The 23,654-nt window shown below is 66.7% G+C and carries 30 protein-coding genes and 1 tRNA gene; 18 read left to right on the plus strand and 13 right to left on the minus strand.

The window, feature by feature from the left end:
- The first annotated feature begins 167 nt into the window (after positions 1-167).
- From EG799_RS08340 to EG799_RS08365, 6 genes are all read left to right on the plus strand, one after another.
- Positions 168-1,232, plus strand: coding sequence for a ribonucleotide-diphosphate reductase subunit beta (locus EG799_RS08340; RefSeq protein WP_123880264.1), 1,065 nt, complete (start codon positions 168-170; stop codon positions 1,230-1,232).
- Complete coding sequence (locus EG799_RS08345; protein ID WP_123880266.1) at positions 1,229-2,269, plus strand: hypothetical protein; 1,041 nt, start codon at positions 1,229-1,231, stop codon at positions 2,267-2,269. Before EG799_RS08340 ends, EG799_RS08345 begins: the two co-directional genes overlap by 4 nt.
- Before the next feature lie 142 nt (positions 2,270-2,411).
- Positions 2,412-2,666: a YdcH family protein gene (locus EG799_RS08350; RefSeq protein ID WP_123880268.1), complete on the plus strand. Its 255-nt coding sequence runs from the start codon at positions 2,412-2,414 to the stop codon at positions 2,664-2,666.
- A gap of 149 nt (positions 2,667-2,815) precedes the next feature.
- Positions 2,816-3,358, plus strand: coding sequence for a hypothetical protein (locus EG799_RS08355; RefSeq protein WP_123880270.1), 543 nt, complete (start codon positions 2,816-2,818; stop codon positions 3,356-3,358).
- Between the two features lie 11 nt (positions 3,359-3,369).
- Complete coding sequence (locus tag EG799_RS08360) at positions 3,370-3,657, plus strand: PRC-barrel domain-containing protein (RefSeq protein WP_123880272.1); 288 nt, start codon at positions 3,370-3,372, stop codon at positions 3,655-3,657.
- Positions 3,658-3,803: 146 nt separating this feature from the next.
- Positions 3,804-4,079: a hypothetical protein gene (locus EG799_RS08365; protein ID WP_123880274.1), complete on the plus strand. Its 276-nt coding sequence runs from the start codon at positions 3,804-3,806 to the stop codon at positions 4,077-4,079.
- Positions 4,080-4,307: 228 nt separating this feature from the next.
- Here the strand turns inward: EG799_RS08365 and EG799_RS13990 are convergent, their stop codons facing one another.
- From EG799_RS13990 to argB, 6 genes are all read right to left on the minus strand, one after another.
- Positions 4,308-4,466 carry a hypothetical protein gene (locus EG799_RS13990; protein WP_158611044.1) on the minus strand — a complete coding sequence of 53 codons (159 nt, stop codon included), beginning with the start codon at positions 4,464-4,466 and terminating at the stop codon, positions 4,308-4,310.
- Between the two features lie 113 nt (positions 4,467-4,579).
- Positions 4,580-5,203, minus strand: a complete 624-nt coding sequence (locus EG799_RS08370; RefSeq protein ID WP_123880276.1) for a MarC family protein — start codon at positions 5,201-5,203, stop codon at positions 4,580-4,582.
- 4 nt (positions 5,204-5,207) lie between these two features.
- Positions 5,208-5,984: a hypothetical protein gene (locus EG799_RS08375; protein WP_123880278.1), complete on the minus strand. Its 777-nt coding sequence runs from the start codon at positions 5,982-5,984 to the stop codon at positions 5,208-5,210.
- 42 nt (positions 5,985-6,026) lie between these two features.
- Positions 6,027-6,320, minus strand: coding sequence for a YggT family protein (locus tag EG799_RS08380; protein ID WP_123880280.1), 294 nt, complete (start codon positions 6,318-6,320; stop codon positions 6,027-6,029).
- A 117-nt stretch (positions 6,321-6,437) separates the two neighbouring features.
- Positions 6,438-7,013 (minus strand): hypothetical protein, encoded by a 576-nt coding sequence (locus tag EG799_RS13995; protein WP_158611045.1) that lies wholly within the window; start codon positions 7,011-7,013, stop codon positions 6,438-6,440.
- Complete coding sequence (gene argB, locus EG799_RS08395; RefSeq protein ID WP_407641222.1) at positions 7,010-7,909, minus strand: acetylglutamate kinase; 900 nt, start codon at positions 7,907-7,909, stop codon at positions 7,010-7,012. The genes EG799_RS13995 and argB overlap by 4 nt, the downstream gene beginning before the upstream one ends.
- A gap of 110 nt (positions 7,910-8,019) precedes the next feature.
- Between argB and EG799_RS08400 the strand changes: the two genes are divergently transcribed.
- A complete protein-coding gene (locus EG799_RS08400) occupies positions 8,020-8,469 on the plus strand; it encodes a thermonuclease family protein (protein WP_123880286.1) in 450 nt (149 codons plus the stop codon).
- A gap of 2 nt (positions 8,470-8,471) precedes the next feature.
- On the opposite strand, the gene EG799_RS08405 is transcribed toward EG799_RS08400, so the two are convergent.
- Entirely contained in the window at positions 8,472-9,083 is a 612-nt protein-coding gene (locus EG799_RS08405; RefSeq protein WP_123880288.1) for an LON peptidase substrate-binding domain-containing protein, read from the minus strand.
- The gene (trxA, locus tag EG799_RS08410) at positions 9,080-10,033 is read right to left on the minus strand and encodes a thioredoxin (RefSeq protein WP_123882975.1); all 954 of its coding nucleotides are present in this window, start codon (positions 10,031-10,033) and stop codon (positions 9,080-9,082) included. The genes EG799_RS08405 and trxA overlap by 4 nt, the downstream gene beginning before the upstream one ends.
- 197 nt (positions 10,034-10,230) lie before the next feature.
- Between trxA and EG799_RS08415 the strand changes: the two genes are divergently transcribed.
- A tRNA-Gly gene (locus tag EG799_RS08415) sits at positions 10,231-10,305 on the plus strand.
- A 19-nt stretch (positions 10,306-10,324) separates the two neighbouring features.
- Here the strand turns inward: EG799_RS08415 and EG799_RS08420 are convergent.
- The 3 genes from EG799_RS08420 to EG799_RS08430 are packed head-to-tail and all read right to left on the minus strand — an operon-like array spanning position 10,325 to position 14,567.
- Entirely contained in the window at positions 10,325-11,842 is a 1,518-nt protein-coding gene (locus EG799_RS08420) for an efflux transporter outer membrane subunit (protein WP_234029081.1), read from the minus strand.
- Positions 11,839-13,413 carry a DHA2 family efflux MFS transporter permease subunit gene (locus EG799_RS08425; protein WP_123880290.1) on the minus strand — a complete coding sequence of 525 codons (1,575 nt, stop codon included), beginning with the start codon at positions 13,411-13,413 and terminating at the stop codon, positions 11,839-11,841. The genes EG799_RS08420 and EG799_RS08425 overlap by 4 nt, the downstream gene beginning before the upstream one ends.
- Positions 13,413-14,567, minus strand: a complete 1,155-nt coding sequence (locus tag EG799_RS08430; protein WP_234029082.1) for an HlyD family secretion protein — start codon at positions 14,565-14,567, stop codon at positions 13,413-13,415. The genes EG799_RS08425 and EG799_RS08430 overlap by 1 nt, the downstream gene beginning before the upstream one ends.
- 103 nt (positions 14,568-14,670) lie before the next feature.
- Between EG799_RS08430 and EG799_RS08435 the strand changes: the two genes are divergently transcribed.
- Positions 14,671-15,111 (plus strand): MarR family winged helix-turn-helix transcriptional regulator, encoded by a 441-nt coding sequence (locus EG799_RS08435; RefSeq protein WP_123880293.1) that lies wholly within the window; start codon positions 14,671-14,673, stop codon positions 15,109-15,111.
- Between the two features lie 32 nt (positions 15,112-15,143).
- Here the strand turns inward: EG799_RS08435 and pyk are convergent, their stop codons facing one another.
- A complete protein-coding gene (gene pyk, locus EG799_RS08440; protein WP_123880295.1) occupies positions 15,144-16,619 on the minus strand; it encodes a pyruvate kinase in 1,476 nt (491 codons plus the stop codon).
- Between the two features lie 62 nt (positions 16,620-16,681).
- Between pyk and EG799_RS08445 the strand changes: the two genes are divergently transcribed.
- From EG799_RS08445 to EG799_RS08480, 8 genes are all read left to right on the plus strand, one after another.
- Positions 16,682-16,990 (plus strand): DUF1244 domain-containing protein, encoded by a 309-nt coding sequence (locus EG799_RS08445; RefSeq protein WP_123880297.1) that lies wholly within the window; start codon positions 16,682-16,684, stop codon positions 16,988-16,990.
- Positions 16,991-17,086: 96 nt separating this feature from the next.
- Positions 17,087-17,362, plus strand: a complete 276-nt coding sequence (locus EG799_RS08450; protein ID WP_123880299.1) for a DUF2312 domain-containing protein — start codon at positions 17,087-17,089, stop codon at positions 17,360-17,362.
- A gap of 102 nt (positions 17,363-17,464) precedes the next feature.
- Entirely contained in the window at positions 17,465-18,346 is an 882-nt protein-coding gene (locus tag EG799_RS08455) for an SDR family oxidoreductase (RefSeq protein WP_181950886.1), read from the plus strand.
- A gap of 61 nt (positions 18,347-18,407) precedes the next feature.
- Positions 18,408-18,755, plus strand: a complete 348-nt coding sequence (locus tag EG799_RS08460; protein WP_123880301.1) for a heavy metal-binding domain-containing protein — start codon at positions 18,408-18,410, stop codon at positions 18,753-18,755.
- Positions 18,756-19,289: 534 nt separating this feature from the next.
- Positions 19,290-20,036, plus strand: a complete 747-nt coding sequence (locus EG799_RS08465; protein ID WP_123880303.1) for a YebC/PmpR family DNA-binding transcriptional regulator — start codon at positions 19,290-19,292, stop codon at positions 20,034-20,036.
- A complete protein-coding gene (locus tag EG799_RS08470) occupies positions 20,033-20,383 on the plus strand; it encodes a DUF3147 family protein (protein ID WP_123880305.1) in 351 nt (116 codons plus the stop codon). Before EG799_RS08465 ends, EG799_RS08470 begins: the two co-directional genes overlap by 4 nt.
- Positions 20,384-20,393: 10 nt before the next feature.
- On the plus strand, positions 20,394-20,858 hold the full coding sequence (gene ruvC, locus EG799_RS08475) for a crossover junction endodeoxyribonuclease RuvC (protein WP_123880307.1): 465 nt from the start codon (positions 20,394-20,396) through the stop codon (positions 20,856-20,858).
- A 312-nt stretch (positions 20,859-21,170) separates the two neighbouring features.
- Positions 21,171-21,521, plus strand: a complete 351-nt coding sequence (locus EG799_RS08480) for an ArsC family reductase (protein WP_123880309.1) — start codon at positions 21,171-21,173, stop codon at positions 21,519-21,521.
- 42 nt (positions 21,522-21,563) lie between these two features.
- Here the strand turns inward: EG799_RS08480 and ubiG are convergent, their stop codons facing one another.
- Positions 21,564-22,313, minus strand: coding sequence for a bifunctional 2-polyprenyl-6-hydroxyphenol methylase/3-demethylubiquinol 3-O-methyltransferase UbiG (gene ubiG, locus EG799_RS08485; RefSeq protein WP_123880311.1), 750 nt, complete (start codon positions 22,311-22,313; stop codon positions 21,564-21,566).
- A 56-nt stretch (positions 22,314-22,369) separates the two neighbouring features.
- On the opposite strand from ubiG, the gene EG799_RS08490 reads away from it, so the two are divergent.
- Positions 22,370-23,650: an aspartate kinase gene (locus EG799_RS08490; protein ID WP_123880313.1), complete on the plus strand. Its 1,281-nt coding sequence runs from the start codon at positions 22,370-22,372 to the stop codon at positions 23,648-23,650.
- Positions 23,651-23,654: the final 4 nt, after the last annotated feature.

A 23,654-nucleotide genomic window follows, 5' to 3' on the forward strand; every position in this document is an offset into this window, starting at 1 on the left:
GTCTTATCCACGCCGAATCATCCCCTCTTGTCTCCAAAAGGCGCGCATGATTCACTATATGAGTCGCTCGCGTTCCGATGGGAGGAAGGCATCGCGCCACTATCGGTAGTGGCGTATCCTGCCCGGTCTTCCACAACATATTGATTTCAATCCGCCGGAGATTCCGCATGTCCCTCCTCGAAGCCCGCAAGACCTACAAGCCGTTCGAATATCCGTGGGCCTACGAATTCTGGAAGCGCCAGCAGCAGATCCACTGGATGCCGGAAGAGGTGCCGCTGGGGGAGGATTGCCGCGACTGGGCGCAGAACCTGACCGATCATGAGCGCAACCTGCTCACCCAGATCTTCCGCTTCTTCACCCAGGCCGATGTCGAGGTGCAGGATTGCTACCACGAGAAATACGGCCGCGTGTTCAAGCCCACCGAGGTCAAGATGATGCTGGCCGCGTTCAGCAACATGGAGACGGTGCACATCGCCGCCTATTCGCATCTGCTCGACACGATCGGCATGCCCGAGAGCGAATACGGCATGTTCCTCGAATATGCGGAGATGAAGGACAAGCACGACTATCTTCAGGATTTCGGTGTCGAGACGGACGAGGACATCGCCCGCACGCTCGCCATGTTCGGCGGCTTCACCGAAGGGCTGCAGCTGTTCGCCAGCTTCGCCATGCTGATGAACTTCCCGCGCTTCAACAAGATGAAGGGGATGGGCCAGATCGTCAGCTGGTCGGTGCGCGACGAATCGCTGCACTGCGAAGGCATCACCCGCCTGTTCCACGCCTTCACCAGGGAACGCGACTGCCTGACCAAGGCGGTGAAGGAAGACATCATGGACATGTGCCAGAAGACCGTCCGGCTGGAGGACGCCTTCATCGACCTGGCCTTCGAGCAGGGGCCCGTGCCCGGCATGACGGCGAAGGAGATCAAGAAGTACATCCGCTACATCGCCGACTGGCGGCTGTCGCAGCTGGGCCTGCCCAGCATCTACATGGTCGAGGACCACCCGCTGCCCTGGCTCGCGCCGCTGCTGAACGGCGTGGAGCACGCCAACTTCTTCGAAACCCGCGCCACCGAATATTCCAAGGGCGCCACGCGCGGCAACTGGCAGGACGTGTGGTCCAGCTTCGACAAGCGCCAGAAAGCCAAGGCCGCGAACGAGGAAGAGTCCGAGGACGACGCCCCCGGCCTGTTCGGCGAAAGCAAGGATGGCGGGGTGCAGGCGGCGGAATGAGCCGGACTACTAAACCCACGGTCACTTTCATTCAGCAGAAGGGTCCGGTCGATGAGTACGGCCGGGCACTCTATGCGATTTCACGATCAGTTCTTCGCGCGCTAATAGATTCGCTCTCAAATGAAGACCTGACAGATTTTAATACGCCAATAGAAGATGTAACTCTTCGGCAATTAGCTAAGATCGCCCGCGTCGATCTCGATAAGGGTATGCGCGGCGATGGATTTGAATGGGCGGTTCATGAAGCGTTGTTAGGTAGTGAGCCGACGGTTTGTGAGATGGTCTATCGCGCAATGAAGCGAGCGGCCCCAAAATTACGCGATGAAGCTCCAACCTCATTGATGTTTGGTCAAGAGCGAGCAAAATATTTGGGTTTCATGGATGCGACAATTGACCAAGCAGGAGGAGATGAAGCACTGCTGTTGCCGACAGGCAGTGGACGCCCATTTCGCTTCGCAAATTACATACCGACGGCGGCGCAAGGCTTTAGAGCAGAGGACCATCTACCAGATCGAATCAAGAAAGTTTGGAAAACCGACCTCTTCTTATCTACCGAAGATGACTCCCGGCATTTGGCTGCGACGGTCAAAAGCAATTTCGGTCTCTTAGAGGGCGGCAACGGCTTGAGAGTGGCAATTGTCCCGGAGTCTACACATCCTAGCAACCAATCAGGCGTATATTTTGACCAGAAGTCTAAGCTTTGGGTCGCTAGTCTAGCTGATCCTAATGGCTTTATGGGCCTCTTTAACGATGGTTACCACGCCGTCATGCGCGCCCTTTGCTCGATCGGTAAGCAGCCTAAGCCACCATACTTCGTGAAACCAAGTGCCAAGGCGCAGAAAGTGCAAGATCAACTCGAAAAATTTGCCGGAGCTGAAGTTTTAGAAGTCGAAGCTGCCTTAGATGAAGCTGCACAACAGAACCTCGTTGGAGTTGAAAAAGCACTAGTGGGTGTAAACGCTCCGAATTGGCTTCGGATGAAAACACTGGCTCCAAAGATCATTAGCCCGAAGCCTAGTTTCGTTCGGCTGGATTGAAGGCCAGACAACGACGTTTCATATAGGTTTTTGAAAGCAGTCCGGCTGTTTTGTCGGTTGCCAAACTTGACCCACCTCAAATACCCCCGCCGCAACCCGCGCTAGTCTCCTTCCAACGCCAGCCCTGGAAGGACCAAGCGCAATGTCGCAGCACACCCCGAACGAACTCACGCAGATATTCCGTCGCGATCACGATCTGATCACACGGCTCAAGCAGGAGGACGCGCATTACGCGCGGCTGGCGGACGAATATCACGCGGTCAATCGCGAGGTGCACCGGATCGAGGCCGAGGTCGAGGCCGCCAGTTACGAGCGGACCGAGGCGCTTAAGAAGCCGCGGCTTGCGCTCGGCGCTCCAGTATGCGTTCTCGTCTGGACGCTTCCATCCGGCCGCTGAGCCGTCCGCCCGGCCTTTTTCCATCGCCAAACTAAATCCTTGTTAAGTCTCGGAACGGGCGGCGATGCCATTCCTTGATTCTGCATAGAGCCACGCAGCCGGCGTACAGGGCGTCGATGCGCGGTGGCTCCAATGCGAAAGGATGGCTGATGGCCGAAATCCCAGTAGAAAAGAAATCGTCCTCGTCATGGTTGTGGTGGCTGTTGCTGCTGCTCGGCGTGATCGCGCTCGTCTGGTGGCTGATCGCTGCGAACGACGATGACGATGTCGAGACGGCGGTTAACGACGATGTCGCGACGCAGACCGCGCCCGCCGACGGCGCGATGGCCGATGGCGACATGCAGGCCAATGCCGCGGGCCAGACCACGCTGACCGGCCTTGCCGGCCTCGCCAATCTCGGCACGATGATCGGGCAGGACGTCGAACTGACCGGCGTTCCCGTCAACGAGGTCGTGAGCGACGAGGGCTTCACCGTGGGCGAAGGCGCGAACGAGACGCTCGTCATGTTCGACGAAGCGTATACGCCGAACACCCCAATGGAAGGCGGCGTGGACGTCAATCCCGGCTCCAACGTCACCATCACCGGCACCGTGCGCGATTTCCCCGGCGATCTGCCCGAAAGCGTGACGCGCGAAGTCGATACCGACGCCGCCGCGATGATCTTCGCGCGTGAAGTCCGCACGGTCCAGTAAGGAAGACAGACATGAAACATGACGACAGGTTCGGCGAACTCGATTCGCTCGACAAATGGCAGCTCGAAAACGAGGACCAGGACATTCGCGGCTATCCCGTGCGCTCCGCCACCGGAGAGGAATATGGCAAGGTCGACGACATGCTGGTCGACAAGGAAGCCAGGCATGTCCTAGCCGTGCGGCTGAACGACGGGCGCACGGTTCCGGCCGAGCATCTCGACATTCGCGACGATCACGTGATCTATACAGAGGATCGCGCCGCCTCGGACGTGAACTACACCCGCGTGCGCGCTCGCTGAGGCCACGCATCGCGCAAAGCGAGCGAAGGGGCGGCGGAGCGATCCGGCGCCCCTTTCGCGTGGCGCCCCTTCCCCGGCGGGCCTTGCCAACCGGGGCGCGGGGCGGCACATCTGCGCCCAGCACCCCCAACCGGAGTTAACCGACCATGATTGTCCCCGCAGCCCGCCACGCCCTTCCCCTCGCCGCGCTGCTGGCGCTTGCCGCATGCGGCTCCCCCGAACCGGCGGACGACGGTGCCGAGACGGTTGGCGCCGGCGCGGTCGACGTCGGCTCCGGCTCGACGATCGAGACGCGCGAGGTCGATCCGAACGAGATCCCGGTCGATGTGCCCGATGCCGAAATGACCGAGGTGCCGATGGACGAAATCACCCCGCCCGCCGACGCAACCACCACGCAGACCCCTCCGCCGCCCGCCGAGTAGGCCGGGAATGCCGCGCGGCGGCGCGCGGGCTTTCCTACATGCGCAGGACAGGGCAATTGCGGGCGATGACGTTCGCCCGATATTCCCTTCGCCAGTGACGAAAACGCCGCTCGCGCCTGTCAACTTCGTTTCGGGCCAGAAAAGTCAGCGCAGTCAAGCGCTTGTCAGCGCCGAGCGGCCTTGACGGCGTGTCAACTTCGCCAGGTTCGCGGTAGTCGGAGGCGCGGCTCAGCTGCGCGGGCTGGCGCGCCGGTCCTCGCCCGACCGGCGATCGGCGGTGCGCCGGCATTCACCCTCGAACGGCAGGTCGGCCACTCGCCGGTCCTTGCCCGAACGGCGTCCGCCGCGGTCCACGGTCTCGTCCCTTGCGTCACGGTCGGCGGGCATGGCCGTCCCCCTAGATGGCGACCGCCCGCGGCGCGACCCATCGCCCGGCAGTCCAGTCGCCTTCGGGATAGGAGAAAATGGTTGGGATAGGGTTAAGCGGCGGGCGGCGGCGGTCAGGCCGCGAAACTGCCGCGCAGCCCGTCGATGACGTACTGCGCGGCGAGGGCGGCCAGCAACACGCCGAGCAGCCGGGTGATCACCGCCTCCACCTTGGCCCCGAACATGCGCATCAGGGGGCTGGCGGCAAGGAAGGCGAACAGCGTGAGAACCAGCACCAGCGCCAGCGCGGCCAGCACGGTCAGCGTGCCGACCAGCCCGTCCGCCGAGCCTTCGAGCAGCATGACGGAGGCGATGGCCCCCGGCCCGGCGAGCATCGGCATGGCCATGGGGAACACCGCGACATCCTCGATCGAGGGATCCTCGCGTACCTTGTCCGCGCGGTTTTCCCGCCGCTCCGTCCGTTTCTCGAACACCATGTCGAGCGCGATGAGGAACAGCATGATGCCGCCCGCCGTGCGGAAGGCGTCGAGCTCGATATGCATGGCCGCCAGCAGATCGGCGCCGAACAGCGCGAAACCCAGCAGGATGGCGCCCGCGATCAACACCGCGCGCAGCGCCATCGACCGGCGCATCGCCGGCGAGTGCTGCGCCGTGAGGCCGGCATAGATGGGCGCGCAGCCGGGCGGATCGATCACCACGAACAGGGTGACGAAGGCGGACAGGAACAGCTCGACCATCGCTTCAGCCGCCGGCGCGCGGTGCGGGCACGGCGAAGGAGAGCGCGTCCTGCCACGCCCCCTCGCGCCGCCAGGTCACGACGACGCGGTGCGATCCGTCGGGGGCGTGTTCGAGCCGGTACCGGAGGGAATTGTCCGCTGCGCTCGCGGTGTCGACCGCGACCCCCGCCGGAACGGCGGCAACGGGCGGAGCGAACGTCTCGCCGTCGCCGGGGCAATCGGCCACCCGCCCTTCGATCGCGGCCAGGCCCGGGACGATGATGGCGTCCTCGTCCGGCTCCTCCTGCGGTGCACGGGGCGGCGGCTGCGGATCGTCGGGCGTGCCGGTATCGAAGATCCAGCGATAGGTGCGATCGCGCTGCAATCGCCACACGGTCGCATAATCGCCGACGAGACCGGAGGGCTGCTGCCAGCGCCCGAAGCTGACCGCCAGCGTGCCGTCGCAACTCGACCACACCTCGCTCGGCGTCCAGGTGATCGCCTGCGGCGGGTCGGAGCGGCCGGAGAGCCACTCCTGCGCGGCAACGATATGGCCATCCTCGATACGCTTGGCGTCGTCGGCGGCGTAGCGGCGAAAGGCCGTCCACTGCCCGTCCTCCCGCGCCGATTTGGCGAAGGCTATGTCGGTCGCGGCGACCTTGCCCGGATCGCCGACGGCGGGCAGGTCGCGCGCCCATTCGGAAAGCGGCACCCGCGGTTCCCCGCCGCGCTGTTGCGCGCAGCCGGACGCCAGCGCCAGCGTGGCCATGCAGCTTGCCAGAATGCGACGGTCAGCCCTCATATCCGATGCGCCCCTGCGCCCGGCGGGGCGCTTTGTCAAAGCTCAGTACCCGGCGCGCGCGGCGTTGACGAGAACGATATTGACGATGTTAAGCACCACGATCAGCACCAGCGGGGAGAAGTCGATCGCACCGGTGTTGGGCATGATCCTGCGGATCGGCGAGAGCACCGGATCGAGCAGCGCGTTCACCGCCCGGTAGATGGCTATCACGAAGTCGTTGTCGCGGTTGACGACGTTGAAGGCGAGCAGCAGGCTCAGCACGAACTGCACGATGACGAGTATGATGATGACCGAGATGAGGTAGCCCACGATCTCGGCAAGGGTCATGAGAAGCACGAGGGGTCTTTCCGTTCGCTGTGTGGGTCCGCGAATGGCGCGGACGGTTCGATGGCGCAGTGTATCACGCGGCTAATACGGGTCAACCGCCGCGTGGGTGATCAGGGGGTCGCACCCTCAGGCCGGCTCGCCGCGGCCCGCACGTTCCATGGGTTCCTCGAACTCGCTGCTGCGCACCGTCCAGCGAAGCTCCCGTTCGCTCGCACCCGGTACGTCGTTCGCGCGCCGCAGCGTGATCGTGCCCGAGCGCGGCGCGCGCGGGTTCGGTCCGGTATCGAACAGCCGCGCCTCGACGGTGCAATACAGCGATCCCGCCGCGCCTTCCGTGCCCAGGGTGTCGATGGCGATACGCTGACCGTCATACCCCGCGAGCATGGCGGCGATGTAGGAACGGCCCTCCGCCGGATCGCGCCAGACGCCCGCCGCGCGGTCGAACGCCCCGGCCTCGATCAGGGCCGCGTAGGCGGAGACGACCGTGCGGCAGTCGCGACTGGACAGCTGTGTCTCGCTTACCGGCGCAGCGGGCGCGGGGGCGGGAGTCGGCGCCGCGGGTGCCGCCGGGGCGGCTGGCGCGCCCGGGGCAGCGGGGGCGGCCGGCGCGGGTTGCCGGGCCGCATCAGTGGTCTGGTCCGCACCGCCATCGCACGATGCGAGGGCGAGGCTCGTGAAAAAGAGGGAAAGGGATTGTCTCATGATGCGCTCACTAGGGTGCCGGCGCCCCGGCTGGTGAAGAATTCGAGCAGCATGGCGTGCGGCACCCGCCCGTCGAGGATCACCGCCGCCTCGCACCCCGCCTCGACGGCGTCGACGCAGGTCTGCAGTTTGGGGATCATTCCGCCGGTGATCGCGCCCTCGGTTTCCAGCCGGGCGATGTCCACCGGGGTGAGATCGGTCAGCAATTCGCCTTCGCCATTCAGGACGCCCGCGACGTCGGTCAGCAGGAACAGGCGCGCGGCCCCGAGCGCGGCGGCGAGGGCGCCGGCCATGGTGTCGGCATTGATGTTGTACGTCGCCCCGTCCTCGCCGGCGCCGATCGGCGCGACGACCGGGATCATGCCGGCGCGGCTGGCGGTTTCGAGGATCGCGGTATCGACCGTGGCCGGTTCCCCCACGAAACCGAGATCCACCGGCTCCGCGTTCCCCCCGCCCACGCCGCGCGACCGCCGCGCCACCTTGCGCGCCGTGACGAGGCCGCCGTCCTTGCCCGAGATGCCGATGGCCTTGCCGCCAGCCTGCGCGATCCAGCCGACCAGTTCCTTGTTGATCGAACCTGAAAGGACCATCTCGGCGACCTCTGCGGTGCGCTTGTCGGTAACGCGCAGCCCGTCGACGAAGCTCGTCTCGACCCCCAGCCGTTCCAGCATGGCACCGATCTGCGGGCCGCCGCCGTGAACGACCACGGGATTGATGCCGACCGCCTTCAGCAGCACGATGTCTTCGGCGAAGTCCTGCGCCGCCTCGGGGTTGCCCATCGCGTGTCCGCCATACTTCACCACGAAGCTGCGGCCGGCATAGCGCTGGAAATAGGGCAGCGCCTCGATCAGCGTTTCCGCCTTGGCCAGCATCTGCCTGTCTTCGGACATCCTCATGGCGCTGGCGCATAGCCGGTGGGAAGGGGCCTGCATAGCCGCGCGGTGCCTCGCGGCGCTAGGTAATCGACCGGATAACGCGGCAGCGGGCGGTGTCCTAGCCGGTCGGCATGCGTGCGCTCGCCCTCTCGTTTCGCCCGGTATTGCCCCTCGCTCTCGCCCTTTCCCCGGCAGGAGCGCAAGGTCCGCGCGACGAAGAGCGCGCCACCTTCGCGCGGTGCGAGGGAAGCGGCCGCGTCACCTGCGTGGTGGACGGCGACACCATCTGGTATCGCGGCGACAAGATCCGCATCGCCGACATCAACACGTCCGAAATCTCCCGCCCCGACTGCGCGGCGGAAGCGGCGCTCGGCGAACGGGCGACAACGCGCCTGACGCAGCTGCTCAACGAGGGGCCGTTCTCGCTCGAGCGCGAAGGCCGCGACACCGACCGCTACGGCAGGTTGCTGCGCGTGGTGTCGCGCGGCGGGCAAAGCCTGGGCGACATCCTCGTGGCGGAAGGTCTGGCCGAGCAATGGCGGGGTCGCCGCTCGGGCTGGTGCGGGCAGCGGGTCGGCTAGACCTATTGCAGGGTGACGCGGCCTTCGTCCGGGTCGCCGCGACCGAAGAATTCCATCAGCTGCACCAGCAGGTCGCACCGCTCGCGCAGGTTCGGGGCTTCCAGCAGCGCCTGCTTGGCGGCGGCGTCGAAGGGAGCGATCTGCGAGACGCCGTTGATAAGGGAGACATCGTCGAGCCGCGCCACCGAATCCCAGTCGATCGCATAGCCCTGCATGTCGGCGAACTTGCGCGCCTCGTGCTCGAATCCGGCGCGCTCCCCCAGGGTGAGGAACTCTTCCTCCGGATCCTCGATCAACTCGGCCTCGACCTGGCGAAAGGGGGTGGTGACGTCGAGCTCGCGAAGGGTGCGGAAGCGCGATTCGCCTACCAGCACGATGTTGTAGAGGCCATCCTCGCTTGTTTCGACGTTCTCGATCTTGCCGACGCAGCCGACCTCGTAGAGCGGCGCATCCTCGCTCCGTTCGGTCGGCTGGATCATGGCGATGCGCCGGTCGCGGGCGAGCGCGTCGCCCACCATCGCGCGGTAGCGCGGTTCGAAGATGTGCAGCGGCAGCTGCAGATCGGGAAACAGGATCGCGCCGGTCAGCGGAAAGATCGAGAGGCGGGTGCTCATCCGAACAGCAGCAGGCTCAGCTTGCGGCGCTGACCGGCAACCCACGGGTCTTCCAGCCCGACCGCCTCGAACATCTGCAGCAGCTTCGCCTTGGCCGCGCCCTCGTTCCATTCGGCGTCGGTTTCGATCGCGCGCAGCAAGGTCGCGGCGGCATCGTCACGCTCTCCGGCGGCGAACGCGGCCTCGGCGAAGGCCATCTGCGCCTCCATGTCGGCGGGGCGTTCGGCCGCGGCGGCGCGCAGCGCGTCGAGTTCGGCGCGGTCCACCTGCGTGCCCGCCAGTTCGAGCGCGGACTGCGCCTGCCTGACCAGCGGATCGTCGCGCATTTCAGGCGTCAGCGCGTCGTGCACCGACCGGGCGTTCTCCGTCTGCCCGGCGGCGACGAGCGCACGGATAAGGCCCGATTGCACCTCGGCCTTGTCGGGCGCCATCTGCGCCAGTTGCATGAATACCTGCGCCGCGCGCTCGGCATCGCCGCCCGCGAGCACCTGCTCGCCCATAGCGACGAGTTGATCAATATCGGGCGCCTGCCCGCCTTGCTGGCCGCCCTGCTGACCGCCGATCATGCCGTCGGTCGAACTATCGTCTTGCCCCGGCTCGACGGGCAATTGCTCGAGTATCTGGTCGAGCGCCTGTTTCAGTTGCGATTCGGACCGGGCCGGGGTCAGATCGGCGACCGGCTGGCCCTGGAAAATCGCATAGACGGTGGGAATTGACTGGACCTGGAACTGGCTGGCGATGAACTTTTCCTCGTCCACGTTGACCTTGGCCAGCACCACGCCCTTGTCGGCATATTCGCCCGCGACCTTTTCCAGAACCGGCGTCAGCGCCTTGCACGGCCCGCACCATTCGGCCCAGAAATCGACGATCACCAGCTTCGTCTGGCTCGGATCGACGACCTGCTTGCGAAAGCGTTCGACCGCCTTTTGTTCGTCGAGGTTGAGGCCCATGCTCGCCAATGTCGTGCTCCTGTGGTTCCGGTTCGGGTCTAGGGGCACAATGTGGCACCGATGTGCGGATTGTGAAGGGGCGGCGACCGGCTGCCCGACCAGCGAAATTTCCCCTTGCCCGCCTTCCTGCCCGGTGCTAACCGCCCCGCTCCCCACCCGGACCGCCGTGGCGCGTCGTCCGGGGGAGCGCCAAGTGAGCGGGCGTAGCTCAGGGGTAGAGCACAACCTTGCCAAGGTTGGGGTCGGGCGTTCGAATCGCCTCGCCCGCTCCATTTTCGAAATGTCCGGTCATCAGTCGCGTGCGGACCTCGTGCCGGGTTCGTCGCCCGGCAGGTATTCCCCGGGATCGCGCCAGCCCAGACCCAGGGCCGTTTCGACCTCGATGAACGCCCTTGTCAGCGCCGCGCGCGCTCGGACCACGTTCGCCCGGGCCTCCACCCGGTCGAGCGAGGCGGCGAGAAGTTCTATGCGCGACTGGACGCCCTGTTCGAAGCGCTGACGCGCCTGATCTTCCCGGCTTGCCGCCAGCGCCTCCAACTGCGCGGCCTCGGCGAGGTCTGCGCGGCCGTAGCGGAACGATACGAGCCCGTCCTCCACCTCCCTGAGAGCGACCAGCACGCTCTGCCGGTATTCGGCTCGCGCGCCTGCCATCCGCGCTTCTGCCTGCGTCAGCCGTGCCTCGTTGCGGCCGAAGTCGAGGAAGTTCCACTGCAACACCGGGGCCGCGATCGCGGTGAAATCGCCAAGGCTCGAAAGGTCGCTGAGCCGCGTCCCGCCGATACCGAGGATTCCCATGAAATTGATGCTCGGCAGACCGGCGGCCCGGGCGACCCCGATCCGTGCGCTGGTGGCGGCGAGGCGACGTTCGGCCGCGCGGATATCGGGCCTGCGCGCGAGCAGTCCTGCCGGATCGCCGATCGCCACGGCGGCGGGCGGAAGGGGCGGGGGCATGGCGTTGTCGGCCAGCTCGTCGAGGGCGCCGGGGGCCTGGCCGGTAAGCACGGCGAGAGCATCGAGAAACCTCGCGATGTCGGCGCGGATCGCCGCCGCCTGCCGGCGCGCCGAGACGAGCGCGCTGCGCGCCTCGTCGACCTGCGAACGGGGGGCCACCCCCTGGCGGAACAGTTGTTCGGTCAGCGCCACGATCTGCTCCCGCCCGCGGACGGCGTCTTCCGCCAGGCCCAGCCGTTCCCCCGCCGCCCGCAGATCGACATAGGCGTCGGCGACCGACGCCGTCAGCGCCACCTGCGCGTCGGCGAGGCTGGCGTCGCCCGCCGCGAGGTCGGCCCGCGCCGCCTCCGCCTGTCGCTGGTATCCGCCGAACAGGTCGATTTGCCAGCTGGCATTGAGACCGAGATTGAAGAAGTTCGTCGATGTCGTGCCGTTCGCAGTGGCCCCGTCGCCGGAGCCGCCTTCTCCGGCGGAGCTCCCGTTCGAGCCGAGGCCCAGTCCGGGCACGCGGATGTGCGCCGCCGTCGCGATGGCACTGGCGCTGGGGTAGGCCTCCGCGTCGATGCCGGCCAGCGCGCCGCGCGCCTCGGCCACGCGCGCGCGCGCCACGGCGAGATCGGGGTTGGCGGCGAGCGCCTGCTCCTCCAGCTCGTTCAGGGCAGGATCGTCCAGGCTTTCCCACCATGCGGCCAGTTGCGGGGCGGCGTCCTCCAAGCCCGGCCCGGCACGCACGAAAGCCGTGTTCTCGCCGGTCGCGGAAGCGACGGAGGGCGGACCGGCGTAATCCGGACCGACGGTGCAGGCGGCAAGGGCGAGGCTGCCGGCGCCAGCCAGCAGATGACGAAGGGAGCGGGTCAATGGGCTACTCCTGACGATATACCGGGGGGAAGCGGGCGCAGCAGCAGCGCCAGCGGCACGACCACGATGATTCCGACGAACAGCAGCCAGAACATGTCGTTGTAGGTCATAACGAGGGCCTCGCGCTGGATCTGGCCCGCCAGCGACCGCAGCGCGGCCCCCTCGCCGCCGAGGGTGCGCGCGGTGTCGGCCAGGTAATCCTGCACGCCGATGGCGTTCGCCTGCAGCGTCTCCTCGATCCGCCGGGTGTGCAGCCACATGCGCTGCTCCTGCACGGTGGCGATGCCGGCGAGGGCGAGGGAGCCCCCCAGGTTGCGGGCAGTGTTGAACAGCCCCGACGCGTCCCCGGCGAAGCGCACGGGGACAGAAGAGATCGCCGCCTGGTTCAGGAACATGAAGGCGAGCACCGTGCCGGTGCCGCGCATGATCTGCGATTCGACGAAGGATTCGCCCGCGGCCTGCGCGGTGAGCGAGGTATCCACGAAGCAGCTGAGGGACAGGATCAGCAGACCGGCGGCGACGGCCACGCGGATGTCGAACAGTCGCATCAGCAGCGGTGTCAGGAACATCAGGATCAGCGAGGGAATGCCCGAGATGGCGACGATCTTGCCCGCCTGCAGCGCGTTGTAATCGGCGATGGCGGCCAGGAACTGGGGAATGATGAAGGCGGTGCCGTAGATCACCATGCCGACCATGACGCCCATGATCATGACGGACCCGAACTGGCGGTCAAGGATCAGTTTGAGCCGGATGATCGGTTCACGCGCGAGGAACTGGCCCGCGAGCAGCATCGCCAGACCGAGCGCGGAGACGAGGGACAGCCAGATAATGAGCGTGGAATCGAACCACTGCTCGCGATTGCCCTCTTCCAGCACGACGGTAAGGCAGCCCAGAAACAGCGCCAGCCCGACGAGGCCGAGCCAGTCGGCCTCGCCGATGAGTTGCAGGCGGGTGCGCCCCTTCGGCAGGCCGACCAGCAGGAGGACGACCAGCAGGACGCAGACCGGCACGTTGATGAGAAAGGCGTAGTGCCAGCTATACGCCTCGGTCAGCCAGCCGCCCAGGATCGGGCCGATGACGGGGCCGAGAATGGCGGTCACGCCGAAGGCGGATGTACCGATGGGCTGCTGGTGGGGCGGCAGGCGCGTGGCAATGATCGTCATCGCGGTGGGGATCATGGCGCCGCCGGTAAAGCCCTGCCCGGCCCGCCCGACGATCATGGTGGTGAGATCGTTGGCGGTCCCGCAGACCACCGAGAACAGGGTGAACAGGATCGCGGCAATCAGCAGGAACCGGCGCAGGCCCAGAACCTTCTCGAACCACGCCGCCAGCGGAATGATGACGATTTCGGCGACGAGATAGGATGTGGCGACCCACGTGGCCTCGGTTCCGGTCGCGCCGATGCCGCCCTGGATGGTCGGCAGCGCGGAATTGACGATGGAGATGTCGAGCGTCGCCATCATCGCGCCGAGGGTTCCGGCCGCGACCGCCAGCCAGGCGCCGACATCGGCGTCGTGGCGCCGCGCATCGTTTCCGGGCACCTGCGCGTCGTCGGCTGCCACGGAGGCCATCAGCGCGCAGCCCGCTCCGCCGCGGCCCCGCCGCCGGTGCGCGTATCGACCGTGACCACCACCGAAAGGCCGGGCACCAGGACGGATCGCAGATCGGCGGGAGGATCGATGGCGATGCGAACCGGAACGCGCTGGACGATCTTGGTGAAGTTGCCCGTCGCGTTTTCGGGGGGCAGCAACGAGAACTGCGCGCCCGTGCCGGGGGCGAAACTGTCGACCCGCCCCGCTATCTCGCGTCCGCCCAGGGCATCGATCTCCACCGTCGCGCGCTGACCGGGGCGTATCTCGCCGAGCTGCGTTTCCTTGAAATTGGCGGTGACGTAAATCTGCCCGACGGGCACGATCGACATGGTGCGGGTGCCTGGCTGGACCAGCTGGCCGAGCTGGACCGTCTTGTTGCCAACCCGCCCGGCGATGCTCGCGCGCACGATCGTGGAGCCGAGATCGGTGTTGGCGGCGCTGCGCTGGGCTTCACCGCCCTCGGCCCGGGCCTGCGCCTGACCCACCTGCGCGCGCAGCGTGCCGATACGCCGGATCGCGGCCGTCAATTCCGCCTGCGCGGCGGCGACGGCAGCCTGCGCGCTGTCGCGCTGGCTGCGTTTCTGCGCGTAGGTTTCGCGCGCCACCGCGCCGGTTTCGGCCAGCGGGGCGTATCGCTGCTCTTCCTCGCGGGCGAACCGCAGGTCCGCGCGCGCCGAAGCGAGGTTCGCGCGGGCCCGCTCCACCGCCGCCTGCTGTTCCGAGATCTGTGCCCCGAGCCCGGCGGCGTCGGCGCGGGCGGCGTCGATCTGCGCCTGCGCCTGCGCGACCTGCGCCTCGTAATCGGCCTGGTCGATGCGGAACAGCGGATCGCCCGCGGCGACCTGCTCGTTCTCCTCGACGAAAACGTCCCGGACATACCCGCCCACGCGCGGCGACACGACCACCGTATCGGCCTGCATGTAGGCATCGTCCGTGCTCACCATGTAGCGGCCGTTCGTCAGATACGCGGTCAGCCAGTAGCCGCCCAGCGCCAGCACGCCGAGCGCGATCACCAGCAGCGTGATCCGTACGCCGCGCCGCTTGAGCGGGGACGGGCGGGGCGCCTTCGCGGTATCGTCCGCAGCGCCGTCGGGCGCAGTCTCGGTCGGGGATTCGGTATCGGTTTGTGACAAGGGGCCATCCTTCGCGGGATTCGTTTCGAATCGAAATGCACTTGCCAGATGCTCGCACATGCAGCATATTGCAAGCCCACATATTGAGGAACCTCAACAAAGAATGTCCGATCTCGAAGCCATCGTTTCGGCCTATGCCCGCCTCTATCTGGACCTCACGCGGACGCTCGACCGTCGCATGGCGGACGAGGGCATGTCGCTCGCGCGAACGAAGCTGCTGATCTGTCTGCAAAAGAACGGTTCGATGCGCGGCACCGCCATCGCCGACTTCTTCAACCAGTCACCGCGCACCGTGACCGAGGCGATCGACGGTCTCGAGCGAGACGGGTTCGTCGAACGCACGCCCGATCCGACCGATCGCCGGGCGAAGCTGATCGGGATCACCCGCGAGGGCGTGGGCGCGGTGCGCACGACCGAGCCGCTGCGCGAACGGATCATCGGTCAGACCTTCGGTGTGCTGGACGACGACGAACGGGCGATGCTGGGGCACCTTATCGGCAAGGTGGACGGCGCGCTCGCCCGCCTGCGCGAGGGTTCCGACTAGGGCCGCGGCGGCAAGGGATGCTTGCGGGGCGGTCAACCCTCGTCGTAATCGTCCAGTTCGTCGCCCGTCAGCGTGACGACGTGGACGAGGTTGGTCGCGCCCGCCTGGCCGAAGGGAACGCCCGCCATCACCGCCAGCCGGCTGCCCGATCCGCCGAATCCATGCCGCAAGGCCATGCGCCGGGCCTTGGCGACCATTTCCTCGAAACTGCCGATATCCTTGGTCGCCACCGGATGGGCTCCCCACAGCAGCGCCGTGCGCCGCGCGACCTGCGGCGATGGCGTCAGCACCATGACCGGCACGGCGGGACGTTCGCGCGCGGTGCGCCGGGCGCTGCTGCCGGAAAAGGTGAACACCGCAATGGCGCTGATCGTCACCGTGTCGGCGATGGTCATGCAGGCGTGGGCCAGCGCGTCGGCGGTGGTCGGATCGGGCGGCGTATCGAGCAGCCGCACGCGCATCGTGTAGGCGTCGTCCTTTTCCACCTGCCGAGCGATGGAATCCATCATCAGCACCGCCTCCTCGGGCCAGTCGCCCGCCGCCGTCTCGGCGCTCAGCATCACGCAATCCGCCCCGTCATAGACGGCGTTGGCGACGTCGGAGACCTCGGCACGGGTGGGCGCGGGGCTCTCGATCATGGATTCGAGCATCTGCGTCGCGACGATCACCGGCTTGCCCGTCAGCCGGGTGGCGTTGACGATCTTCTTCTGCAGCGGAGGCACTTCCTCGGGGTTCAGCTCGACGCCCAGATCGCCGCGCGCGACCATGATCGCGTCCGCCATGTCGATGATCTCGTCCAGCCGGCGCACGGCGGACGGCTTCTCGATCTTGGCGCACAGCGAACCGCGTCCGCCCATCAGCTTGCGCGCCTCGGCCAGGTCGGCGGGGCGCTGCACGAAGCTGAGGCCGATCCAGTCCGCGCCCTGGTCGAGCGCGAAGGCGAGGTCGCGGCGGTCCTTCTCGGTCAGCGCGGGTATGGGAATCTCTGCATCGGGAACGTTGACGCCCTTGCGATCGGAGATGACGCCGCCGACTTCCGCCTTGCACACGATCCGCCCGGCCTCGACCGATCTGACGCGAAAGCGCATCTTGCCGTCGTTCACCAGCAGCCGCTGCCCCTCGGCGATGACCTGGAAGATCTCCGGATGCGGCAGGAGGACGCGGTTCTCGTCGCCCGGCTCTTCCGACCGGTCGAAGGTGAAGGTGCCGCCATGCGGGATGCGCGCACTGCCGTTGGCGAAGGTGCCCACCCGCAGCTTCGGCCCCTGGAGGTCGGCGAGGATCGCGATGGGACGGGCGAATTCCGCCTCCAGCTCGCGGATGGCGGCGATGGTTCGGGCGTGAACCGCGTGCTCGCCGTGGCTCATGTTCACGCGGAAGGCGTCGGCGCCGGCGCGGAACAGGCGGCGCAGCATGTCGGGCTGGTTGCAGGCCGGACCGGTGGTGGCGAGGATCTTGACCTTGCGGCCGCGCGGTTCGAGCCTGGGGGGCGTGTCGGTGCTTTCCATGTCGGCGGTGCCTATGGCAGGGCGATGCGACAACACAAGGCAGAACAAGGACCGCACCCGCCATGACCGACGCCCCCGATTCTCTCGACGCCCTGCCCGACGCCGTCGCCGCCGCCGCCTTCCGCCGTCTGGTGCGGCACCTGCGCCACCGCAGCGACGCGCAGAATATCGACCTGATGGGGCTGTCGGGCTTTTGCCGCAACTGCCTCGCGGACTGGATCCGCGATGCCGGTTACGAAGGCGACAAGGGCGAAGCGCGCGCGCTGATCCACGGGATGCCGATGGACGAATGGAAGGCCCGCCATCAGCGCGAGGCGACGCCCGAACAGATCGGGCGGATGCAGGAAAGCGTGGCGAAGAACGCGCGCTGACGCGCTATTTCTCCACACCCGCTTCACCCGCATCGCCCGCGCCGCTAACCAGCCGGCCAACCGATTCTCACCCCCCCTGATTCACGGAGCATGACGATGGCCGACGGCGAAGCCGATACCGACGCGCAGGATACCAACGTGCAGGCGACCGACGATCGCCTGCGCCTGCTGATCGAGCGGATCGAGCGCCTCGAGGAAGAGAAGAAGGGCATCGCCGACGACATTCGCGACGTCTATTCGGAAGCCAAGGCGGTCGGTTACGACACCAAGATCATGCGCCAGATCGTGCGCCTGCGGAAGATGGACGCCAACGATCGCAGCGAGCAGGAGATGATCCTCGACACCTACAAGGCGGCGCTCGGCATGCGCTGAGGCACCACTCACCCTTGTTGCGCCGTTTTCACGGAACGGGGCGGCGCGCGGCGCGGTTGATAGGGTGACACGACCCACCCGCAACCGGAAGAAAGCCGCCCCATGACCGACAGACTCGACGAAACCGACGACGCCCAGTTCATTCACGCGGTGGATGAAGAGCCGCGCATGCCCGGGCATGAAAGCGACATGGAAAACAAGCCCGACTGGCAGCCGCGCTATCCCGGCAGCGGGCGGATGGAGGGCAAGGTCGCCATCGTCACCGGCGCCGACAGCGGCATCGGCCGCGCCACCGCCGTGCTCTTCGCGCGGGAGGGGGCGAAGGTCGCCATCGCCTATCTGTGCGAACACGACGATGCCAACAAGACCCGCGAACTGTGCGAGGCCGAAGGGGCCGACGTCATGCTCTCGGCCGGGGATCTTGGCGACCAGAAGCACTGCGAGGGCCTGGTCGAGGCGGTGATGGACCGCTTCGGGCGGATCGACAGCCTGATACAGATCGCCGGCGAGCAGCACCCCGACAAGGAGGTGGGCGACATCACGCCCGAACAGCTCCAGCGCACCTTCCAGACCAACATCTATTCCATGTTCTACATGGCGCAGGCCGTGCGGCCGCATCTGAAAGAGGGCGCCACCATCGTCAACTGCACCAGCGTGACGATGTACAAGGGTGCGCCGATCCTGCTCGACTACAGCGCCACCAAGGGGGCGATCACCGCCTTCACCCGCTCGCTGAGCGAGAACCTGGTGGAGGACGGCATCCGCGTGAACGCCGTCGCGCCCGGCCCGATCTGGTCGCCGCTCAACCCGTTCGGCGGGCAGCCGCCCGAGAACATTCCCGATTTCGGCGAGGACACCCCGATGGGCCGCCCCGGCCAGCCGAACGAGGTGGCCCCCGCCTTCCTGTTCCTCGCCTGCGAGGACAGCTCCTACATGAGCGGGCAGGTGCTGCATCCCAATGGCGGGATCATCGTCAACGGCTGAACTTGCGTGCGCCGGTGTATCGCACTAGCAATACGCCGGCACCACAACGCAGGAGCAACACATGGCCGGACCCTGGAAGGACGCGCGCGGCGTCATCGTCACCACAACGCCCACGGTGGAAGGGCGCCCGATCGAGGATTATCTCGGCATCGTGACGGGCGAGGTGATCGTCGGCGCGAACCTGTTCCGCGACCTGTTCGCCAATATCCGCGACATCGTGGGTGGCCGCTCGGGCAGCTACGAGCGCATCCTGCGCGACGCGCGCGAACAGGCGATAGAGGAATTGCAGGCCGAATGCGCCAGCCGCGGCGGCAACGCGGTGGTCGGCGTCGATCTCGATTACGAGGTGATCGGCGATACCGGGTCCATGCTGATGGTCAGCGCCAGCGGCACGGCGGTGCGGGTTTGAGCGGATAAAGGTCCGGTGGGTTCAATCCACACGAAACGAGGCATCTGGCATCCTGTATTCTGGCCGAATGTCTTGTGCGCGATCTTGGCGGGGGCAAGCCTGACCCTCTCTTTGGGGTGGCTTACGACCGCTCGCTGGACCGAGGTGCGAGATTACGAGGACATTTGGCTCGCAGGGCTCCAGATCGCAATACTTGCGCCGCTGACCGCCGTTTATTTGTGGAATATTTGTCGCTCGGCAACGCCCGCGTCGTTCAATCTGCGCGCTCTTGCCAACGCCATCGCAGCGGGAGCCTTGCTCCTTCTACTTATTGTCGGTCAGCGCGATCTAGCGGTCGTTGCAATCGCGGGTGTTGCAAGCATTGGACCGCTTTCAGCCCTGCTCCTTTCATGCCGATCTAAGCTCACGGAAACGGATTAACGAGCTCTTGATGAGCGGATTGGTTGCCCCCAGCCGCACACCGGGTGTAAGGCGCTCCGCATAGCGGGACCCCACCTACGGGGTCCCCAAAAAGTACCACTTTTTGGGGTAATCATGGCAGGCCATTCCAAGTTCAAGAACATCATGCATCGCAAGGGGGCGCAGGACAAGAAGCGCTCCAACCTGTTCTCCAAGCTCAGCCGCGAGATCACCGTGGCCGCGAAATCGGGTATGCCCGATCCCGAGATGAACCCGCGCCTGCGCCTCGCGGTCAACACGGCCAAGGCGCAGTCCATGCCCAAGGACAACATCCAGCGCGCCATCGACAAGGCGAGCGCGGCGGACGGCGAGAACTACGAGGAGGTCCGCTACGAAGGCTACGGCCCCGGCGGCAGCGCGATCATCGTCGAGACGCTGACCGACAACCGCAACCGCACCGCCACCGCGATGCGCACCGCGTTCAGCAAGCACGGCGGGAACCTGGGCACCGAAGGCACCGTGGTTCACGGGTTCGAGCGGCTGGGCTACATCCAGTATCCCGCCGAGGCCGGCGGCGAGGACAAGGTGCTCGAAGCCGCGCTGGAAGCGGGCGCGCAGGATATCACCAGCACCGATCACGGGCACGAGATATGGACCGCGCCCGAAGACCTGCACCAGGTCGCCGGCGATCTCGAAAAGGCGCTGGGTGAGGCGCAGGAGGTGAAGCTCGCGTGGAAGCCCAACCTGACCGTCGACATGGACGAACAGGGCGCCTCCACGCTGCTCAAACTGATCGACGTGCTCGACGACGACGACGACGTGCAGACCGTGTGGGGCAATTACGACATCTCCGACGAGGTAATGGAGAAGGTGGAGGGGTGATCGCCTTCGCCGCGAAGGCGCTGCTGGCCGGCGTCATGATCGCGGCGATCGCGGAGGTCGGTCGCCGTCTGCCCGCGGCGGCGGCGCTGATCGCCAGCCTGCCGCTGGTATCCATCCTCGGCATGATCTTCCTGTGGCAGGCGCGACCCGATGCCGAGAACATGGCGGCGCACTCGCAGGCGACCTTCTGGTACGTCCTGCCCAGCCTGCCGATGTTCCTGGTGATACCGGTCATGCTGCGCGCGGGCTGGCCGTTCTGGCCGTCGCTCGCGATCGGTTGCGCGCTGACCGTGGCGCTCTATCTGGCGATGGTGCAGTTCGGCCCCCGGCTCGGGCTGCGGCTGTGACGGCCGGCTCGTGCTGATCCTCGGCCTCGATCCCTCGCTCAGCTGCACCGGCTGGGGCGTGCTGCGGGTGGAGGGTAGCCGCATCGCCCACCTCGCCAATGGCGAGATCAGGACGCAACCCAGGGCGCCCATCGCCCTGCGCCTGCATTATCTGCACGACGGGATCGCCGCCGTGATCGCGGCCTACGCGCCGGACAGGGCGGCGGCAGAGGAGGTGTTCGTCAACAAGAACCCGCAATCGACGCTCAAGCTCGCCCAGGCGCGCGGCTGCGTACTCGCGGCGTGCGGCGCGCGCGGGCTGTCGGTGCGCGAACACGCGGCGCGGGCGGTGAAGAAGGCGGTGGTCGGCACCGGGGGCGCGGACAAGACCCAGGTGCAGGCGATGCTGGCCGTGCTGCTGCCCGGTGTGGCGGTTGCGGGGGCCGATGCGGCCGATGCGCTCGCCGTCGCCATTGCCGACGCGCATCTGGGGTAGCGAGCATGCGCCCATGCTCCCCTGCGCCCACGCGGCTATTCGCCCCCCAACCGTCCCGCGTGACGAAAACGATCGCATCTTTCCTACACGCACACCCGCCGTCCAGAGCGCCCCGATGCCTTGCACTCGCGCCCGTCCGTTTTCGTCCGCCACAAGTGTCAACTTCGCGATCCGGCCCGAAAATCGCGGAAACGCGCGGGTCGGGAGGGGTGCGGCGCGCTTGTCGGGGTGTCAACTTCGTCAGGCGGACCAGCAGGCTCGACACTGCGATTCCGAACGGCCCGCCCCCACTTCAGAACAGGAAACCCGCGCATGATCCACCTTTATGGCATCCCCAATTGCGACACCGTGCGAAAGGCGCGCCGCTGGCTCGAGGGGGAGGGGCTGGATTACGCCTTCCACGATCTGAAGCGCGAGGGAGTGGAGCGCGAAGCGCTGGAGCGGTGGGCGGACGAGTGCGGCTGGGAAGTGCTGCTCAACCGGCGCGGCACGACGTTCCGCCGGCTGGACGATGATGCGAAGGCCGACATCGACAGGGCGAAGGCGATCGACCTGATGCTGGACCACCCCACTCTCATCAAGCGCCCGGTGATGGAGCGCGAGGGGGATCGGCATATCCTGGTGGGTTTCGCGCAGAGCGAATGGAAGAATGCCCTATGCTGAAAGACTGCCAGCGATTACAATGCTATACCGCGCAGCATCGGGTCACGCGGCGCGCGCGGTGACGATATAGTTGAGCGAAAGGTCGTCCGACAGATGCAGGCCCCTGTCGGGGCGCCAGGCGATGCCCTTCGGCTCGCCCATCGCGAGCCCGGCATGGGCCAGCAGATCGGCGAGTTCGCCGGGCGTGACGAAGTCGTCCCAATGGTGCGTGCCGCGCGGCACCGCGCCGATCGCCTCCGCCGCGCCGACCAGCAGTGCGCGGCTTGCCAGCGTGCGATTGGGGGTGGACAGGACCATCAGTCCGCCATCGGTCAGGTGCGTGGCCAGCTGGACGGCGAAGGCCTGCTTGTCGGCGACGTGCTCGATCACCTCCATCGCCGTGACGAGATCGAACCGTCCGAGGCCGAGCTGACCCAGTTCGCCGGGCATGTAGCGGATGTCGAGCCCGGCCCCGTCGGCATGGGCGGCGGCGACGGCGGTGTTCTCGGGCGCGGCATCCACGCCCGTCACCTCTCCGCCCAGCCGGGCGAGCGGCTCGCACAGCAAGCCGGCACCGCAGCCGACGTCGAGCGCGCTCCTGCCGGCGAGCGGCTTCACGCCTTCCACATCGCCGCCCCAGTGCATGTCGATCGCCTCGCGCAGGAAGGCGAGCCGCACCGGATTGAGCCGGTGGAGCATGGCGGACGAACCGCTCGGATCCCACCACCGGTCCGCCAGCGCGCCGAAATGCGCGGCCTCCCCGGGTCGGATCGTTGCCGAACTGGTTGCAGTTGTGACAGTTGCGTCTGGCATGCTTGCTCCCTAACAGCGCGCTCGAAACCTTACCAGCAACGCATGAGGGGCGCGACTTGGCCCGCATAGTGATGAAATTCGGCGGCACCAGCGTCGCGGGCACCGAACGCATCCGCCGCGTGGCCAATATCGTGCGCGCGCAGGCGGCAGGCGGCAACGAGGTCGCCGTGGTGGTGAGCGCGATGGCGGGCGAGACCGACAGGCTCGTGAATTTCTGCCGCGAGGCCAACCCGCTCTACGACCCGGCCGAATACGATGTCGTGGTGGCGAGCGGCGAACAGGTGACGAGCGGGCTGCTCGCGCTCACCCTGCAGGCCATGGGCTGCAAGGCGCGCAGCTGGCTCGGCTGGCAATTGCCCGTCCGCACCTTCGCCAACCACGCCAATGCGCGGGTCGCAGAGATCCAGGCGGAAGTGCTGGCCAGTTCGATGGCGGCGGGGGAGATCGCCGTGATCCCGGGCTTCCAGGGCCTGTCCGACGACAACCGCATCACCACGATGGGGCGCGGCGGATCGGATACCAGCGCGGTTGCCGTGGCGGCGGCGGTGAATGCTGACCGCTGCGACATCTATACCGATGTCGACGGCGTCTACACCACCGATCCGCGGATCGTGGCCCGGGCGCGCAAGATCAAGTACGTCTCCTACGAGGAGATGCTCGAACTCGCCTCGGTCGGCGCGAAGGTCTTGCAGACCCGCTCCGTCAGCCTGGCGATGAAGCGCAATGTCCGGGTGCAGGTGCTGTCATCCTTCGTCGACGACGGCGCGCCGCCCGCCGACACCATTCCCGGCACGATGATCGTCTCCGAAAGGGAGATGCAGGAAATCCTGGAGAATACCGACATGGAACGCCAGACCGTCACCGGCATAGCCCACGACAAGAACGAGGCGCGCGTCGTGCTCACCCGCGTGCCCGACGAGCCCGGTGCCGTGGCCGACATCTTCACCCCGCTGGGCGAGGCCGGCATCAACGTGGACATGATCATCCAGAACGTCGGCCGCGACAAGGGCGAGACCGACGTGACCTTTACCGTTCCGCAGGCTGAACTCGCCCGGGCGCAGGCCCTGCTGGAAGACAGGCAGGGGGCGATCGGGTTCAACCGCCTCATCACCGATGCGAAGGTCGCCAAGATCAGCGTCGTGGGCATGGGCATGAAAAGTCATGCGGGCGTCGCCGCCACCATGTTCAAGGCGCTGGCCGATCGCGGGATCAACGTACAGGCGATCTCGACCTCGGAAATCAAGGTCAGCGTGCTGATCGACGAGGACGAGACCGAACTGGCGGTGCGCGTGCTGCACACCGCCTACGGCCTCGACGCGGCGGAGATCGCCGCCTAGCGAG

It is taken from the genome of Aurantiacibacter spongiae (assembly GCF_003815535.1).
Taxonomy (GTDB): Bacteria; Pseudomonadota; Alphaproteobacteria; order Sphingomonadales; family Sphingomonadaceae; genus Alteraurantiacibacter; species Alteraurantiacibacter spongiae.

What these genes read in the sequence shown, in the direction of transcription:
- EG799_RS08340 (WP_123880264.1), top strand. Translation starts at nt 168, where the DNA reads ATGTCCCTCCTCGAAGCCCGCAAGACCTACAAGCCGTTCGAATATCCG.
- EG799_RS08345 (WP_123880266.1), top strand. Translation starts at nt 1,229, where the DNA reads ATGAGCCGGACTACTAAACCCACGGTCACTTTCATTCAGCAGAAGGGT.
- EG799_RS08350 (WP_123880268.1), top strand. Translation starts at nt 2,412, where the DNA reads ATGTCGCAGCACACCCCGAACGAACTCACGCAGATATTCCGTCGCGAT.
- EG799_RS08355 (WP_123880270.1), top strand. Translation starts at nt 2,816, where the DNA reads ATGGCCGAAATCCCAGTAGAAAAGAAATCGTCCTCGTCATGGTTGTGG.
- EG799_RS08360 (WP_123880272.1), top strand. Translation starts at nt 3,370, where the DNA reads ATGAAACATGACGACAGGTTCGGCGAACTCGATTCGCTCGACAAATGG.
- EG799_RS08365 (WP_123880274.1), top strand. Translation starts at nt 3,804, where the DNA reads ATGATTGTCCCCGCAGCCCGCCACGCCCTTCCCCTCGCCGCGCTGCTG.
- EG799_RS13990 (WP_158611044.1), bottom strand. Translation starts at nt 4,466, where the DNA reads ATGCCCGCCGACCGTGACGCAAGGGACGAGACCGTGGACCGCGGCGGA.
- EG799_RS08370 (WP_123880276.1), bottom strand. Translation starts at nt 5,203, where the DNA reads ATGGTCGAGCTGTTCCTGTCCGCCTTCGTCACCCTGTTCGTGGTGATC.
- EG799_RS08375 (WP_123880278.1), bottom strand. Translation starts at nt 5,984, where the DNA reads ATGAGGGCTGACCGTCGCATTCTGGCAAGCTGCATGGCCACGCTGGCG.
- EG799_RS13995 (WP_158611045.1), bottom strand. Translation starts at nt 7,013, where the DNA reads ATGAGACAATCCCTTTCCCTCTTTTTCACGAGCCTCGCCCTCGCATCG.
- argB (WP_407641222.1), bottom strand. Translation starts at nt 7,909, where the DNA reads ATGAGGATGTCCGAAGACAGGCAGATGCTGGCCAAGGCGGAAACGCTG.
- EG799_RS08400 (WP_123880286.1), top strand. Translation starts at nt 8,020, where the DNA reads ATGCGTGCGCTCGCCCTCTCGTTTCGCCCGGTATTGCCCCTCGCTCTC.
- EG799_RS08405 (WP_123880288.1), bottom strand. Translation starts at nt 9,083, where the DNA reads ATGAGCACCCGCCTCTCGATCTTTCCGCTGACCGGCGCGATCCTGTTT.
- trxA (WP_123882975.1), bottom strand. Translation starts at nt 10,033, where the DNA reads ATGGGCCTCAACCTCGACGAACAAAAGGCGGTCGAACGCTTTCGCAAG.
- EG799_RS08425 (WP_123880290.1), bottom strand. Translation starts at nt 13,413, where the DNA reads ATGGCCTCCGTGGCAGCCGACGACGCGCAGGTGCCCGGAAACGATGCG.
- EG799_RS08435 (WP_123880293.1), top strand. Translation starts at nt 14,671, where the DNA reads ATGTCCGATCTCGAAGCCATCGTTTCGGCCTATGCCCGCCTCTATCTG.
- pyk (WP_123880295.1), bottom strand. Translation starts at nt 16,619, where the DNA reads ATGGAAAGCACCGACACGCCCCCCAGGCTCGAACCGCGCGGCCGCAAG.
- EG799_RS08445 (WP_123880297.1), top strand. Translation starts at nt 16,682, where the DNA reads ATGACCGACGCCCCCGATTCTCTCGACGCCCTGCCCGACGCCGTCGCC.
- EG799_RS08450 (WP_123880299.1), top strand. Translation starts at nt 17,087, where the DNA reads ATGGCCGACGGCGAAGCCGATACCGACGCGCAGGATACCAACGTGCAG.
- EG799_RS08455 (WP_181950886.1), top strand. Translation starts at nt 17,465, where the DNA reads ATGACCGACAGACTCGACGAAACCGACGACGCCCAGTTCATTCACGCG.
- EG799_RS08460 (WP_123880301.1), top strand. Translation starts at nt 18,408, where the DNA reads ATGGCCGGACCCTGGAAGGACGCGCGCGGCGTCATCGTCACCACAACG.
- EG799_RS08465 (WP_123880303.1), top strand. Translation starts at nt 19,290, where the DNA reads ATGGCAGGCCATTCCAAGTTCAAGAACATCATGCATCGCAAGGGGGCG.
- EG799_RS08480 (WP_123880309.1), top strand. Translation starts at nt 21,171, where the DNA reads ATGATCCACCTTTATGGCATCCCCAATTGCGACACCGTGCGAAAGGCG.
- ubiG (WP_123880311.1), bottom strand. Translation starts at nt 22,313, where the DNA reads ATGCCAGACGCAACTGTCACAACTGCAACCAGTTCGGCAACGATCCGA.